Origin of the sequence: Pseudophaeobacter sp. A-200-2 (genome assembly GCF_041008815.1) — a bacterium.
Classification (GTDB): Bacteria; Pseudomonadota; Alphaproteobacteria; order Rhodobacterales; family Rhodobacteraceae; genus Phycobacter; species Phycobacter gallaeciensis_A.
Genome location: NZ_JAXGFU010000004.1, coordinates 218,794 through 233,233 on the forward strand (window position 1 = coordinate 218,794; position 14,440 = coordinate 233,233).

The 14,440-nt window shown below is 61.1% G+C and carries 16 protein-coding genes; all 16 read right to left on the bottom strand.

Annotated features, from left to right (window positions below; genetic code table 11):
* Window position 1: 1 nt before the first annotated feature.
* Window positions 2-496 (bottom strand): NADH-quinone oxidoreductase subunit NuoI, encoded by a 495-nt coding sequence (gene nuoI, locus SM766_RS08305; RefSeq protein WP_065273128.1) that lies wholly within the window; start codon window positions 494-496, stop codon window positions 2-4.
* A 2-nt stretch (window positions 497-498) separates the two neighbouring features.
* Window positions 499-1,536 (bottom strand): NADH-quinone oxidoreductase subunit NuoH, encoded by a 1,038-nt coding sequence (nuoH, locus tag SM766_RS08310; RefSeq protein WP_065273127.1) that lies wholly within the window; start codon window positions 1,534-1,536, stop codon window positions 499-501.
* Window positions 1,537-1,542: 6 nt separating this feature from the next.
* A complete protein-coding gene (locus SM766_RS08315) occupies window positions 1,543-1,932 on the bottom strand; it encodes a YNQ4 family lipoprotein (protein ID WP_274831825.1) in 390 nt (129 codons plus the stop codon).
* Entirely contained in the window at window positions 1,929-3,944 is a 2,016-nt protein-coding gene (gene nuoG, locus SM766_RS08320) for an NADH-quinone oxidoreductase subunit NuoG (protein WP_368947489.1), read from the bottom strand. The genes SM766_RS08315 and nuoG overlap by 4 nt, the downstream gene beginning before the upstream one ends.
* A gap of 3 nt (window positions 3,945-3,947) precedes the next feature.
* Window positions 3,948-4,358, bottom strand: a complete 411-nt coding sequence (locus tag SM766_RS08325; protein ID WP_065273124.1) for a DUF5333 domain-containing protein — start codon at window positions 4,356-4,358, stop codon at window positions 3,948-3,950.
* A gap of 89 nt (window positions 4,359-4,447) precedes the next feature.
* A complete protein-coding gene (locus SM766_RS08330; RefSeq protein WP_065273123.1) occupies window positions 4,448-4,801 on the bottom strand; it encodes a hypothetical protein in 354 nt (117 codons plus the stop codon).
* A gap of 145 nt (window positions 4,802-4,946) precedes the next feature.
* Window positions 4,947-6,245: an NADH-quinone oxidoreductase subunit NuoF gene (nuoF, locus tag SM766_RS08335; protein WP_065273122.1), complete on the bottom strand. Its 1,299-nt coding sequence runs from the start codon at window positions 6,243-6,245 to the stop codon at window positions 4,947-4,949.
* 6 nt (window positions 6,246-6,251) lie between these two features.
* The gene (locus tag SM766_RS08340; protein ID WP_065273121.1) at window positions 6,252-6,479 is read right to left on the bottom strand and encodes a DUF5337 domain-containing protein; all 228 of its coding nucleotides are present in this window, start codon (window positions 6,477-6,479) and stop codon (window positions 6,252-6,254) included.
* A 51-nt stretch (window positions 6,480-6,530) separates the two neighbouring features.
* A complete protein-coding gene (locus tag SM766_RS08345; RefSeq protein ID WP_274836734.1) occupies window positions 6,531-7,700 on the bottom strand; it encodes an NADH-quinone oxidoreductase subunit E in 1,170 nt (389 codons plus the stop codon).
* The gene (locus SM766_RS08350) at window positions 7,700-8,914 is read right to left on the bottom strand and encodes an NADH-quinone oxidoreductase subunit D (RefSeq protein ID WP_274834452.1); all 1,215 of its coding nucleotides are present in this window, start codon (window positions 8,912-8,914) and stop codon (window positions 7,700-7,702) included. The genes SM766_RS08345 and SM766_RS08350 overlap by 1 nt, the downstream gene beginning before the upstream one ends.
* Window positions 8,914-9,519 (bottom strand): NADH-quinone oxidoreductase subunit C, encoded by a 606-nt coding sequence (locus SM766_RS08355; RefSeq protein ID WP_065273118.1) that lies wholly within the window; start codon window positions 9,517-9,519, stop codon window positions 8,914-8,916. Before SM766_RS08355 ends, SM766_RS08350 begins: the two co-directional genes overlap by 1 nt.
* 24 nt (window positions 9,520-9,543) lie before the next feature.
* Entirely contained in the window at window positions 9,544-10,077 is a 534-nt protein-coding gene (locus tag SM766_RS08360; protein ID WP_082996117.1) for a NuoB/complex I 20 kDa subunit family protein, read from the bottom strand.
* Entirely contained in the window at window positions 10,068-10,433 is a 366-nt protein-coding gene (locus tag SM766_RS08365; protein ID WP_065273116.1) for an NADH-quinone oxidoreductase subunit A, read from the bottom strand. The genes SM766_RS08360 and SM766_RS08365 overlap by 10 nt, the downstream gene beginning before the upstream one ends.
* 306 nt (window positions 10,434-10,739) lie before the next feature.
* Window positions 10,740-11,522, bottom strand: coding sequence for a crotonase/enoyl-CoA hydratase family protein (locus SM766_RS08370; RefSeq protein ID WP_368947490.1), 783 nt, complete (start codon window positions 11,520-11,522; stop codon window positions 10,740-10,742).
* A 30-nt stretch (window positions 11,523-11,552) separates the two neighbouring features.
* On the bottom strand, window positions 11,553-12,410 hold the full coding sequence (locus SM766_RS08375; protein ID WP_368947491.1) for a hydroxymethylglutaryl-CoA lyase: 858 nt from the start codon (window positions 12,408-12,410) through the stop codon (window positions 11,553-11,555).
* An 88-nt stretch (window positions 12,411-12,498) separates the two neighbouring features.
* Entirely contained in the window at window positions 12,499-14,439 is a 1,941-nt protein-coding gene (locus SM766_RS08380) for an acetyl/propionyl/methylcrotonyl-CoA carboxylase subunit alpha (RefSeq protein WP_368947492.1), read from the bottom strand.
* Window position 14,440 lies beyond the last annotated feature (1 nt).

Genomic DNA, 14,440 nt, shown 5'->3' on the forward strand with positions numbered 1-14,440 from the left:
TTCACCGGTACGGGGCGTCGATTTCCAGGTTGCGGGCGATCTCGGCTTCCCAGCGCTCCCCGTTCGAAAGCAGCTTTTCCTTGTCGTAGAACAGCTCTTCGCGGGTCTCGGTGGCGAATTCGAAATTCGGCCCTTCCACGATCGCATCCACCGGGCAGGCTTCCTGACAGAAACCGCAGTAGATGCATTTGGTCATGTCGATGTCGTAACGCGTGGTGCGGCGGCTGCCGTCTTCACGCGGTTCGGCATCGATGGTGATCGCCTGAGCGGGGCAAACCGCCTCGCAGAGTTTGCACGCAATGCAACGTTCTTCGCCGTTGGGATAACGACGCAGCGCGTGCTCACCGCGGAAGCGGGGCGACAGCGGCCCCTTTTCGTGCGGGTAATTGAGGGTGGCCTTGGGCGCGAAGAAGTACTTCAGGCCCAGTTTCATGCCTTGCCAGAAATCCTGCAGCAGGAAGTATTTGGCGGCGCGGGTGTAATCGATCTGCGTCATGATCAGCCCCCAGTTGTCCAGCGTGCGAAGGCACCCCAGAACCAGTCGAATTTTGCAGCGAAGGAGACGAAGACCACCCAAACCAGCGAGAAGGGAAGGAAGACCTTCCAGCCAAGGCGCATCAGCTGGTCATAGCGGTAGCGCGGGGTGATCGCCTTTACCATCGCAAAGAGGAAGAAGAAGAAGGCCATCTTTCCAACCATCCAAAGGACGCCATCAGGCAGACCCGGGATCGGGGACAGCCAGCCGCCAAAGAACAGCAGCGTGGTCAGCGCGCACATCAGGAAGATGGCGATATATTCACCGGCCATGAACAAGAGGAACGGCGTTGCCGAATATTCAACCTGATAGCCCGCAACCAGTTCGGATTCCGCTTCGGGAAGGTCGAACGGCGGCCGGTTGGTTTCAGCCAGCGCCGAGATGAAGAACAGGAAGACCATCGGGAAGTGCGGCAGCCAGTACCAGTTGAACAGGCCTGCGTTGCCATCCTGTGCGCGCACGATTTCGCTGAAGTTCATCGAACCGGTCGAGATGATCACACCAACGATGATCAGGCCAATCGACACCTCGTAAGAGATCATCTGCGCGGCAGAGCGCAGGGAGCCAAGGAACGGATATTTCGAGTTCGAGGCCCAGCCACCCATAATGACGCCGTAAACCTCAAGGCTGGACACCGCGAAGACATACAGGATCGCCACGTTGATATCCGAAAGGACCCAGCCATCGTTGAACGGGATCACCGCCCAGGCGATCATCGCCAGGACGAAGGATGTCAGCGGCGCCAGAATGAAGACGCTGCGGTCCGCCCCCGCCGGAATGACGACCTCTTTGACGACGTACTTCAGCGCGTCGGCCACCGATTGCAGCAGGCCGTAGACGCCCACCACGTTGGGGCCCCGGCGCATCTGCACCGCCGCCCAGATCTTGCGGTCCCCGTAGACGAGGAACAAAAGCGAAATCATGACAAAGGCAACAACTGCAAGCACTTGCGCCAGTATCAGAATGGCGATGCCGCCTGGGGTGTTAAAGAATTCAGCCATAGGTCCTCACACCGTGGGTATTCCGTTTGCCTCACAGTCGGCGACCACGACTTCAGCGTCGATGGTGCGCAGACCGCGCGGGAGGGAGGGCGAGATGGTGTAGACAGCATCTGCAGTCTGAACGCCACCCTCTTGTTTCATTTTTGTGCGCACGTGACGCGCGAAGCCGTAGCCCCGGATCAGCGCATATTGCGCGGCCGCACATTCGGCATAGTCATCCAGGTCCGCCTCGGAGCGGGCACCGGACATAGCAACGTTGAAACGCACCAGATCGCCGTTCAGCAGGCTGGTCTCGACCCCTTTGTATTCAGGGGTGGACCCGTCTGCCACGCCGGTACCGGGCACCTGCGCGCAGGCCCCCAGCAGCAAGGACGATATGAGCGCCGCGCGGATCACTCGGCCGCGATCTTGTCTGTCTTACGGGCTTTTGCTGCGGCCGAGAGTTCGGCCATCAGCTGCGATGCACGTGCAATCGGGTTGGTCAGGTAGAAGTCCTTCACCGCAGGCAGGAAGTCGGCCTTGCCCAGCGGTTCGCCGTCGAGCGCGACAACCTCGTTTTCGATAACTTCACCCACCTTCGCCAGATGCGGAACTTCGCCGACCATCGCCTGACGCAGCTGCGCCAACGAGTCGTAAGGCAGTTTCGCGTCCAGCTCAGCGCTCAGCGCGCGCAGGATGGCCCAGTTTTCCTTCGCCTCGCCCGGTGCGAACCCCGCGCGGAAGGTCAGCTGCGGCCGACCTTCGGTATTGACGAAAAGACCGTTTTCTTCGGTATAGGCTGCGCCCGGCAGGATCACGTCGGCGCGGTGTGCGCCGCGGTCACCGTGGCTGCCCTGATAGACAACGAAGGCACCCGGATCGATTTCGACTTCATCCGCCCCCAGGTTGTAGATCACCTCGGCGCCATCGATGGCTGCGGCCATGCCGCCTTCGGTCACGGCGCCGATGTCCATCGCGCCAACACGGGCTGCGGCGGTGTGCAGTACCAGAACCTTGGCGCCGGATTTGGCGGCGAGCTCCTGAACCTTGGCCATCACGGCCAGACCGTCCGCCTCACGCAGGGCGCCCTGCCCCACGATGATGACCGGCGCCTTATCCGCAATGTCATGGGCGTTTGCCACAGCAGCGTCCAACGCAGCGCGGTCGGTGCCGATGTGTTCGTAATCATAGGTCAGATCCGCAGCGGCGCCGATCAGCCCCACATTGGCACCCTTCAGCCAGGCCTTGCGGATACGGGCGTTCAGAACCGGCGCTTCGTCGCGCGGGTTGGTGCCGACCAGCAGGATCGCCTGCGCCGCGTCGATATCCTCAATCGCCGCAGTGCCCACATAGGCCGAACGGTTTCCGATGGCGAGGCGCGCATTGTCGGTGCGGCATTCCACCGAACCGGCCAGACCTTCGATGAGTTGTTTCAGAGCAAAGGCCGCCTCGACCGGCACCAGATCGCCGATCAGACCGGCAACTTTCTTGCCCTTCATTGCAGTTGCCACGGCATCCAGCGCCTCGGGCCATGTGGCGGGGCGCAGTTTGCCATCAACACGCACATAGGGCTTGTCCAGACGCTGGCGACGCAGACCGTCCCAGACGAAACGGGTCTTGTCAGAGATCCACTCTTCGTTCACGCCGTCATGGTTGCGCGGCAGGATCCGCATGACTTCGCGGCCCTTGGTGTCCACGCGGATGTTCGAGCCAAGCGCGTCCATCACGTCGATGGTTTCGGTCTTGGTCAGCTCCCAGGGGCGGGCGGTAAACGCATAGGGTTTCGAAGTCAGCGCACCAACCGGGCAAAGATCGATGATATTGCCCTGCAGGTTCGAATCCAGCGTCTCGTTCAGGTAGGAGGTGATCTCCGCATCTTCGCCGCGACCGGTCTGACCCATCTGGGTGATGCCGGCGACTTCGGTGGTGAAACGCACGCAGCGGGTGCAGGAAATGCAACGGGTCATGGCGGTGCCGACCAGCGGTCCCAGATCCAGATCATCCACGGCACGCTTGGCTTCACGGAAGCGAGAGAAGTCGACGCCATAGGCCATCGCCTGATCCTGCAGATCGCATTCGCCGCCCTGGTCGCAGATCGGGCAATCGAGCGGGTGGTTGATCAGGAGGAACTCCATCACGCCTTCGCGGGCCTTCTTCACCATCGGTGAATTGGTTTTTACCACCGGTGCCTGACCCTCGGGGCCGGGGCGCAGATCGCGGACCTGCATGGCGCAGGAGGCTGCGGGCTTGGGCGGGCCGCCAACGACTTCGACCAGGCACATACGGCAGTTGCCGGCGATGGACAGGCGTTCGTGATAGCAGAAACGCGGGATCTCTACCCCGGCCTCCTCGCACGCCTGGATCAGGGTCATGGCCCCGTCCACCTCAATCTCGGTTCCGTCAATGTTGATCTTGCGGAGGTCAGACATGGTCTATTTCGCCCTCAGTAAAACGCCGATCGCGCTGTTGTTCTTAATTTCCGTACGTCCGAACGCACAGAAGGATTCCGGTTTTCCGTATGAGACGCCACGGCTTGCAAACAGCGTCTCTCCCTTTGCCCGCATCCGGGCCTTTTCCGTGTCCGAGCCGATGTAGGCGCGGATTTCAGTGTCCGAATAGCCAAGGTCATTGGCCCGCGCGCGCAGGCGTCGCAACTCTCCGGCGCCCTTCCAGAATCGCGCACTCAGGCTGTCGCAGTGATCGGCGATCTCTTTGGCGACAGCGACGGCAAACAGCGGTTCTTCGATTTCCGCGACCGAGCGCAGCGGCGGCTTCGCCAGCAGCGACGATGGCACCAGCGCCAGCGCGACAGCGGACACAAATGACAGAACAACCCGTTTCACATGACTCTCCTTCTTTGCGGAGCGCCAATGGAACGGGGAGCCTGCGTCGTTATGCAATAACGCCGGGCCAGGATATGAGGCCATACCGATCACGTGTCGCAGGTCCCGTGGAAAATCGCGGTGTCGCCATCAAGGCGCAGCTCGGCCTCGGGGTCGTAGGGATCCACGTCCCAGATGATGTCGGAGGTGCCGTAACCGGCTTCACTCAGGCAATAGGTGACGCCAGCGTGATGCGCAGCCATACGCGCGCCCTTGAAGGATTGCGACGCCTTGGAGACCTCGACACGGAAATCGGCCCGCGTGACCTTCTTGTCCACCGGTTTCGCCTTCGCCTTGAACGCTACGCCATCATAAAGCGTGCGGTCGCTGAAAGAGCTGCCACAGCCAGCCAGCACTGCCGCAGACAGCAACAGGACACCTGCGGATTTCAGTTTCCGGTTCATCGTGCCCCCTCCCCGTCGCAGCTGCACAGACCCCATGCCCCCAGACAAAGCACAGCCGCCCGGGCAGAAACGCCTGCCTGGCCGGATGTCATTGTGAGGGTAAAATTGCTCATCATGGGATCTGCTATCTGCCTGTCTTTTATTATTATTCAGCCGCCATCGCGCCCATGCGGCCCGACTTTTGCGCCTTGATGCGGTCTTCGATCTCTTCGCGGAAGTTGCGGATCAGGCCTTGGATCGGCCATGCAGCCGCGTCGCCAAGGGCGCAGATGGTGTGGCCTTCAACTTGCTTGGTCACATCCCACAGCATGTCGATTTCCTCCGGTTCCGCCTGGCCTTTGACCAGACGATCCATCACGCGCATCATCCAGCCGGTACCTTCGCGGCAGGGTGTACACTGGCCGCAGCTTTCGTGCTTGTAGAATTTGGACAGACGCCAGATCGCCTTGATGATGTCGGTCTGCTTGTCCATCACGATGACCGCCGCAGTGCCAAGGCCGGAACCCAGCTCACCGCGCAGGTAATCAAAATCCATGATCGCATCGCGCATGTTTTCACCGCGCACACAAGGCACCGAGGAACCACCCGGGATCACCGCCAGCAAATTGTCCCAGCCGCCGCGAATGCCGCCGCAATGCTTTTCGATCAGTTCCTCGAAGGAAATCGACATCGCCTCTTCGACGACGCAGGGGTTGTTGACGTGGCCCGAGATCGCGAACAGCTTGGTGCCCGCGTTGTTGGGGCGACCAAAGCCCGCAAACCATTCAGCGCCGCGGCGCAGGATGGTGGGAACGACGGCGATGGATTCGACGTTGTTCACCGTGGTCGGGCAGCCATAAAGACCCGCGCCCGCCGGGAACGGTGGCTTCATGCGGGGCATGCCCTTCTTGCCTTCAAGGCTTTCGATCAGGGCGGTTTCCTCGCCGCAGATATAGGCACCGGCACCGTGGTGCAGGAAGACGTCAAAGTCCCAGCCGGATCCGGCAGCGTTCTTGCCCAGAAGACCTTTGTCATAGCATTCGTCGATGGCCGCCTGCAGGGCCTCGCGCTCGCGGATGTATTCGCCGCGCAGGTAGATGTAGCAGGTGTGGGCGTTCATTGCGAAAGAGGCAATCAGCGCACCTTCGATCAGCGTATGCGGATCGTGACGCATGATTTCGCGGTCTTTACAGGTGCCGGGTTCGGATTCATCCGCGTTGATCACCAGATAGGCCGGGCGACCATCGCTTTCCTTGGGCATGAAGGACCATTTGAGGCCAGTGGGGAAGCCCGCGCCGCCGCGACCACGCAGGCCGGAGTCCTTCATGGTCTGGATGATCCAGTCACGCCCCTTTTCGATCAGACCGGCGGTACCATCCCAGTGGCCGCGCGCCTGAGCGCCTTTGAGCGTCCGCTCATGCATACCGTACAGGTTGGTAAAGATCCGGTCCTGGTCCTTCAGCATGTCTGCCTACCTTTGGTTGTCCTGACGCATGCGCCAGAGTTGAACGATGTTGACCCCTGCATAGATCATCCCCGCCAGCGCGAGAAAATCGAACAGAAGCGCATAACGGCCCGGCAATCCCATCGCCGGACCAATGATCAAGGACAAAGCGAGCCATGCGAGCATGGTTCCGGCAATCACCAGGGCGATATGGCGCCCCTTGGCTGCGATGGCTTTGTCCTGTTCAGCGCTCATTGGGTCCCAATGTCTGCTCCCCCGCCCCCGGTATCAGAGGCGGAAGACGGGTTAATCTTCGTAGCGGCCGTCGTCCTTGGCCTTCTTGGCGAACTCGGTTTCTTCACCAGCGGCGAGCTGTTTGGATTGCTCAATCCAGCCGTCGCGTTCGATGCGGCCCTTGAACTTGAGGCGGCTGTCGACCCATGCGATTTCGGCCTCGGTCCATTTGGCGATCTGGTCAAAGTGGAAGAAACCGAGTTCATTCAGCGTCTCTTCCAGCTTGGGACCAACGCCCTTCAGCATCTTCAGATCGTCGGCCTTGCCACCGCGGGCTTCGCTCAGCGTCTCAGGCGCGCTTTCTTCAACCGATTTGGCGGCTGCCCCTTCGGGCGACGCAGGCTCAGCGGCTTTCTTGGCCGGAGCTTTCTTCGGTGCGGGCTTAGCCTCGGCAGCCTGTTTGGCAGCCGGTTTAGCCGCTTCAGGCGCCTTCGGAGGCTGACCTTCGGCAGCGCGGCCAGCGACGACGCCGTCCTTGCCAACCCAAGGGGTCAAGATCGGAACTTCATCGCCCTGAATGCGCTTGACGCTGTCGCCCAGATCTACGGCCAGCTGCACAGACGCATTATACTGCGTCTTGCCACTGTCGTATTCGGTGAGCGACGTCAGGCCCGATTTCGGCTCGGCCGCGTAACGCCCGTTCTGCGGCCCCGGAACAACCGGATTGCCTGCTGCCAGATCATCGAGGATCTTGGTGAAGCTTTCGGTGGTCAGATCCTCGAAGTAATCCTTGCCGATCTGCGCCATCGGTGCGTTGGTGCAGGACCCGAGGCATTCCACCTCTTCCCAGGAGAACTTGCCATCGGCAGACACGGTGTGCGGCTTCGGCGCGATCTTTTCCTTGCAGACCGCGATCAGATCCTCGGCGCCGCAGATCATGCAGGAAGTGGTGCCACAGACCTGCACGTGGGCAACGGATCCGGTCGGGACCAGCTGGAACATGAAGTAAAAGGAGGCAACCTCAAGAACGCGGATATAGGCCATGCCCAGCATATCCGCGATATATTCAATCGCGGGCTTGGTGACCCAGCCTTCCTGCTCCTGGGCGCGCCACAGCAGCGGAATAACCGCAGAGGCCTGACGCCCCTCGGGGTATTTGGTGAGTTGCGCTTCGGCCCACTTCTGGTTGTCGGGCGTGAAGGCAAAGCTTTCGGGTTGTTCGGAATGCAGACGACGAAGCATTAGCGGTCAATCTCTCCAAATACGACGTCCATGGTGCCAATGATGGCAGCCACGTCGGCAAGTTGGTGACCCTTGGCCACATGGTCCATGGCTTGCAGGTGCAGGAAGCCCGGCGCGCGCAGCTTGGCGCGGTAGGGTTTGTTGCTCCCGTCCGCCACAAGATAGACGCCGAATTCGCCCTTGGGCGCCTCGACAGCGGCGTAGACTTCGCCCTCGGGCACGTGGAACCCTTCGGTGTAAAGCTTGAAGTGGTGGATCAGGCTTTCCATCGAGGTTTTCATGTCGCCGCGTTTCGGCGGGGTCAGCTTGCCACGGGCCAGCACATCGCCAGTGGCTTCGCGCAGCTTGTGGATGGCCTGGCGAATGATCGACAGCGACTGGCGCATCTCCTCCATACGGACGAGGTAGCGATCATAGCAGTCGCCATTCTTACCGACCGGGATCTGGAACTCGAACTCGTCATAGCATTCATAAGGCTGCGCACGGCGCAGATCCCATGCAAGGCCGGAGCCGCGTACCATGACGCCAGAGAAACCGTAGTCCTGGATCTCCTGTTCGTTCACCACACCAATGTCGCAGTTACGCTGCTTGAAAATGCGGTTTTCGGTCAGAAGCCCGTCGATATCAGCCAGAACTTTGGGGAATTCAATCGCCCATTCCTCGATATCGTCGATCAGTTCATCCGGCAGATCCTGATGCACACCGCCGGGACGGAAATACGCCGCGTGAAGGCGGGCACCGCAGGCGCGCTCGTAGAAGATCATCAGCTTCTCGCGCTCTTCAAAGCCCCACAGCGGCGGGGTCAGCGCACCAACGTCCATCGCCTGCGTCGTGACGTTCAGAAGGTGGTTCAGGATACGGCCGATTTCCGAGTACAAGACCCGGATCAGCGAGGCGCGGCGGGGAACTTCGACACCGCAGAGCTTTTCGATGGCCAGACACCATGCGTGTTCCTGGTTCATCGGCGCCACATAGTCGAGGCGGTCGAAATACGGCAGGTTCTGCAGGTAGGTGCGGCTCTCCATCAGCTTTTCAGTGCCACGGTGCAACAGGCCGATGTGCGGGTCGCAGCGTTCAACGATCTCGCCGTCCAGCTCCAGCACCAGACGCAGCACGCCGTGCGCCGCCGGGTGCTGCGGGCCGAAGTTGATGTTAAAGTTACGGATCTTCTGTTCGCCCGTTAGGGCGTCTTCGAAACCTTTGGAGCCGTCCATCATTTCGCCCCCTCTTTTTCATCGCCGGGCAGGATGTATTCGGCACCCTCCCACGGGGACATGAAGTCAAACTGGCGGTATTCCTGAACCAGGCTGACGGGTTCGTAGACAACACGCTTTTGCGCCTCGTCATAGCGAACCTCGGTATAGCCGGTGGTCGGGAAATCCTTGCGCAGCGGATGGCCGCGGAAGCCATAGTCCGTCAGGATCCGGCGCAGGTCGGGGTGACCGGTGAACAGGATCCCGAACATGTCGAAGACCTCGCGCTCGAACCAGTTGGCCGAGGGGTGCAGATCGACAATAGAGGGGACCATTTCATCTTCGCGTACGGAAACCCGCAGGCGGATACGCTGGTTCTGATACATCGACAGGAAGTGATAGACCACGTCGAACCGCTTGGTCCGCTCGGGGTAATCGACTGCCGTAATATCAACCAGGGTGGAAAACTTGCAGGTCGCATCCGCTTTCAGAAAGTCGACCAGCGCCGCAATATTCGCAGGCGCCACGTCCACGTTCAGCTCACCATGGGACACATCCCAGGACAGCACGCATTCGGGGCGCTTGGCCGCGATCTGAGTCCCGAGTTCGTTAAGTGCTTCAGTCATCATCAATTCTCCAACCAAAGCCGATCAGCGGACCAAGGTGCCGGTGCGGCGGATTTTGCGCTGCAGCTGCATCAGACCATAGAGCAGAGCCTCTGCGGTCGGCGGGCAGCCGGGCACATAGACGTCGACCGGAACGATGCGGTCGCAACCGCGCACAACCGAGTAGCTGTAGTGATAGTAACCACCACCGTTGGCACAGGATCCCATCGAGATCACGTAACGCGGCTCGGGCATCTGATCGTAGACCTTGCGCAGTGCCGGGGCCATCTTGTTGGTCAGCGTGCCCGCAACGATCATCACATCCGACTGACGCGGAGAGGCGCGCGGCGCGATACCGAAGCGTTCGGCGTCGTAGCGCGGCATCGAGGTGTGCATCATTTCAACGGCGCAGCAGGCCAGACCAAAGGTCATCCAGTGCAGCGACCCGGTGCGGGCCCAGTTGATGATGTCCTCGGCCGAGGTCAGCAGGAAGCCTTTGTCCTGCAGTTCGGCGTTCAGGGCCTGGGTGACGACTTCCTTGTCGACGCCCGCCGTATTGGCTCCGGTCATCACTCCCATTCCAGGGCCCCCTTCTTCCATTCATAGGCAAAGCCGGCTGTCAGCACGCCCAGGAACACCATCATCGACCAGAAGCCTGCGTCGCTCATGTCCTTGAAGCCGACGGCCCAAGGAAACAGGAAGGCGATTTCCAGATCGAAAATGATGAACAGAATCGACACCAGGTAAAAGCGCACATCGAATTTCATACGGGCGTCATCGAAGGCGTTGAAACCACATTCGTAAGCACTTACTTTTTCCGGGTCGGGATTGCGTACGGCGAGCACAACTGCTGCCAGAATAAGAACAATTCCAAGGCCGATAGCGACGGCCAGAAACACCAGGATCGGGAGGTATTCCCGCAACATCTCTTCCACGAGTGGCTCCTTTCCGCGCGCGCGGATTCTCGCGCGCCGTCAATTGGCGTGTTGACTTGGGGCCGTGTCTACTCCCCTGCCCCCCGACCGTCAACACAGGCATTTCGTTTGGCTAAAGCTTCCCTTAACAGCGCGGCGTGGGCACATCACATGGCCCGCAAACGCATATAAATATGCGTATTTTTCTATGTATAAGAAAAGAACAGCGCGCCCAAAATTTGGGCGCGCCTGAGGGAAATACTCGGTCTTTGGCAAGGCCGCGAAACCGCCTTTAAACCCGTGTCTGAGGCCCCTCTCAGACCCGTTTCAGACCTGCCAGCTGGGTTTGCGTTTGTCGAAAAACGCCGCGATGCCCTCGGAGGCTTCGCCGCCTTCCCAGCGGTCAACCAGCGCCTTGATGGTGTGGTCGATGGTGGCATCGTCCAGACGCGGACCCAGATCGCGGGTCAGTTTTTTCGCTGCGGCGACCGCGCCCGGGGCGCAGGCCATGTAGGGGGCGACCTCTGCCTCGACCGCTTCGGCCAGCTGATCGGCCGGAACGATTCTGGCGAGCAGGCCCAGATCGACGGCCTCGGCTGCGCCAAACAGACGGGCCGACATGAAGACACGACGCGCGCGCGGTTCGCCCATGCGGGCAATCACATAGGGACCGATGGTGGCCGGGATCAGGCCCAGTTTGGTTTCCGTCAGCCCCATCTTCAGATGATCGACACCAATCGCCACATCGCAGACCGAGGCCATGCCGACACCTCCGCCAAAGGCATTGCCCTGAATCGCTCCGATCAGGGGCTTGGGCAGGGTGTTGAGCAGCATCAACATTTCCGCCAGCACCCGCGCCTCTTTCGCGCGGGTTTCCGCGTCCGCTGTCATCTGCGCCTGCATCCAGCCGAGATCGCCGCCCGCGCAAAAGCTTTTTCCCGCGCCGGTCAGTACCACGACGCGGACCTTGTCATCGGCGGCAAGGTCCTGTGCGGCCTGCTTCAGTTCCAGCAGCATCTCGCCCGACATGGCGTTGTGCTTCTCGGGCCGGTTCAGGGTCAGGGTCGCCACGCCGCGCGCATCGGTCTCAAGGGTAATCGTGTTGAACATCGTATCGCTCTCTTTTCTAAAATCGCGCTATCAGACCGTGCCGCGCATCGCGCGAGCCACCTCGGCAGCCTCATCCAGCACCCGCGCATCGAGGCCGGTGTCATATCCCAGCGCCGTCAGATGCGCGTGCACCGTTTCCGTCGCCACGTTGCCCGCAGCGCCCGGCGCATAGGGACAACCGCCCAGCCCGCCGACGGCGGCATCAAACACCCGCACGCCCTGTGCAAGCGAGGCGTCGATATTGGCAATCGCCCGCCCGGCGGTGTCATGATAATGTCCGGCCAGTTTCTCGACAGGCACACGTGCCTTTACGGCCTCTAGCATTTTCGTGATCGTTTCCGGCGTCCCCTGTCCGATGGTGTCGCCCAAAGAGACCTCATAGCAGCCGAGTTCAAACAACCGCTCAGCCACTTCTGCCACCTTTTCCGGCGGGGTTGCGCCATCATAGGGGCAATCGGTCACGCAGGAGACATAGCACCGCACCGGCAGGTCGATCTTCTTCGCGGCCTCAAGGATGGGCACGAAACGCTCGATGCTCTCGGCAATGCTGGCGTTGATATTGGCTTTGGAAAATCCTTCGGAGGCCGAGGCAAAGACGGCGATTTCATCCGCCTTGGCCGCCACCGCGTCCTCGTATCCCCGCATGTTGGGCGTCAGCGCCGCATAAGAGACCCCGGGCGCGCGTTTGATACCCGCCAGAACCTCACCGCTACCAGCCATCTGCGGCACCCATTTGGGGGAGACAAAGCTCGCCACCTCTATCCGCCGGAAGCCCGCGCGTGACAGGCAATCCACCAGGGCAATCTTTTCCGCCACCGGAATCGCCCGCTTTTCATTCTGAAGCCCGTCACGCGGGCCCATTTCGAAAATTTCAACGCTTTGCGTCATGGCGCGCCCTCCCCCGGCAATCCTGCCAACGTTATCCTGTCGCATTGGCAGCCCCCTGCCGCCAACGCAGTTTCTTTACGAGTGCGGATCAGGCTTCGGCCTCCTCCAGCCGCACCAGCGCGGCTCCGGCCTCGACCTGATCGCCAGCGGCGGCCAGAACTTCTGCCACAGTACCATCACGGGCAGCCAGCAGCGAATGCTCCATCTTCATGGCTTCGAGAATGGCAAGGCGATCACCTTCCTTCACCTTCTGGCCCGCTTCGGCGAAGACCGCCTTGACCAGACCCGGCATCGGCGCCTCGATCAAGTTCATGTCGCCCCCGGCAGCCGACGCCCGGTCCAGCGGATCGATCACCTCGAACTGGATCCCGTAGCCATCGAAAACGGTGATCGTGTTCCCAGCCTGCGCCATCGGCGGCAGACGGTCGCCGCCCAGAACCCAGGCACCTCCGATACGGTTTGCCACGACCTGATCCTCACCGATGGCCCAGATCTGGCGATCCGGCCCGTCCACCTCGACCATGGCTTCGAACTCTTCGCCCTGATGGCTGAGATGGACCGAACGGTGCATGTCGGACCACAGGGTAAAACCGGTATCCCAGTCGGTGTTGGTCAGACCCAGCGTCTGCATCCCGGCAGCGGCCTTGTGCTCGGGCTTGACCATGGGGGCCTGCACCAGTTGATCCAGATCCCGCGCGATGAGGCCGGTATCGACATCACCCGCGGAGAAGCCGTCGTGTGCGGCCAATGCGCCAAGGAAGGCAAGGTTGGTCACCGTACCGCCGACCTCAGTTTCCGCCAAAGCCTGCGACAGGCGCGACAGGGCCACTGCGCGGGTGGGGCCATGCACGATCACCTTGGAGATCATCGGATCATACCAGGGGCTGATGGTGTCCCCTGCCCGCACGCCACTGTCGGCGCGGCAGCTTGCGGGGAATTGCAGATGTGTCAGCGTGCCGGTTGCAGGCAAGAACCCCTTTGGCACGTCTTCGGCATAAAGCCGCGCTTCAAAGGCGTGACCGGTGATCATCAGCTCGCCTTGCTGTTTCGGCAGGCTTTCACCCGAGGCCACGCGCAGCTGCCATTCCACCAGATCGACGCCGGTGATCAGCTCCGTCACCGGATGTTCCACCTGCAGGCGGGTGTTCATCTCCATGAACCAGAAACCGTCGGGGCGCAGACCATTCGATCCGTCCACGATGAATTCCACCGTACCGGCGCCTTTATACCCAATCGCCTCGGCTGCGCGCACACCTGCGCGGCCCATGGCCTCGCGCATTTCCTCGTTCATGCCGGGCGCGGGGGCCTCTTCAATGACCTTCTGGTGACGACGCTGGAGCGAACAGTCCCGTTCAAAAAGATGCACCGCTGTGGTGCCATCGCCAAAGACCTGCACTTCGATATGGCGGGGCTGCTGGATGTATTTCTCGATCAACACATCCGGGTTGCCAAAGGCCGTGGTGGCTTCGCCCTGCGCGCTTTTCAACGCCTCGTCAAAATCCTTGGGATCCTCGACCAGACGCATACCCTTGCCGCCGCCACCGGCGACCGCCTTGATCAGGACGGGATAGCCGATGGTGTCGGCAGCGCCCGACAGGTGCTCGGGGTCCTGGTTCTTGCCGTGATAGCCGGGCACGACGGGCACGCCCGCCTCTTCCATCAGCGCCTTGGCCGCGTCTTTCAGCCCCATCTTGCGGATCGCATCCGCCGAAGGACCGATGAACACAAGGCCAGCCGCCTCTACCGCATCCACGAACTCGGGGTTTTCCGACAGGAAGCCATAGCCCGGATGGATCGCCTGCGCGCCGGTCGCCTTGGCGATGGCGATGATCTCATCCCCCAGAAGGTAGCTGTCGGCGGGCGCAGAGCCGGTGCCGATGTGGACTGCCTCATCCGCCATGGCCACATGTTTCGCGGCCCGGTCGGCATCCGAATAGATGGCCACGGTTTTCACGCCCATGGCGCGGGCGGTTTCCATAACGCGGCAGGCAATTTCGCCCCGGTTTGCGATCAGAATTTTGTCAAACATG

Bases quoted from the DNA above. Each gene is read 5' to 3' on its own strand.
- SM766_RS08355 (WP_065273118.1), bottom strand. From the start codon at position 9,519: ATGACTGAAGCACTTAACGAACTCGGGACTCAGATCGCGGCCAAGCGC.
- SM766_RS08345 (WP_274836734.1), bottom strand. From the start codon at position 7,700: ATGCTTCGTCGTCTGCATTCCGAACAACCCGAAAGCTTTGCCTTCACG.
- nuoG (WP_368947489.1), bottom strand. From the start codon at position 3,944: ATGTCTGACCTCCGCAAGATCAACATTGACGGAACCGAGATTGAGGTG.
- SM766_RS08340 (WP_065273121.1), bottom strand. From the start codon at position 6,479: ATGAGCGCTGAACAGGACAAAGCCATCGCAGCCAAGGGGCGCCATATC.
- SM766_RS08370 (WP_368947490.1), bottom strand. From the start codon at position 11,522: ATGTTCAACACGATTACCCTTGAGACCGATGCGCGCGGCGTGGCGACC.
- nuoH (WP_065273127.1), bottom strand. From the start codon at position 1,536: ATGGCTGAATTCTTTAACACCCCAGGCGGCATCGCCATTCTGATACTG.
- nuoI (WP_065273128.1), bottom strand. From the start codon at position 496: ATGACGCAGATCGATTACACCCGCGCCGCCAAATACTTCCTGCTGCAG.
- SM766_RS08375 (WP_368947491.1), bottom strand. From the start codon at position 12,410: ATGACGCAAAGCGTTGAAATTTTCGAAATGGGCCCGCGTGACGGGCTT.
- SM766_RS08350 (WP_274834452.1), bottom strand. From the start codon at position 8,914: ATGGACGGCTCCAAAGGTTTCGAAGACGCCCTAACGGGCGAACAGAAG.
- SM766_RS08360 (WP_082996117.1), bottom strand. From the start codon at position 10,077: ATGGGAGTGATGACCGGAGCCAATACGGCGGGCGTCGACAAGGAAGTC.
- SM766_RS08330 (WP_065273123.1), bottom strand. From the start codon at position 4,801: ATGAACCGGAAACTGAAATCCGCAGGTGTCCTGTTGCTGTCTGCGGCA.
- nuoF (WP_065273122.1), bottom strand. From the start codon at position 6,245: ATGCTGAAGGACCAGGACCGGATCTTTACCAACCTGTACGGTATGCAT.
- SM766_RS08380 (WP_368947492.1), bottom strand. From the start codon at position 14,439: ATGTTTGACAAAATTCTGATCGCAAACCGGGGCGAAATTGCCTGCCGC.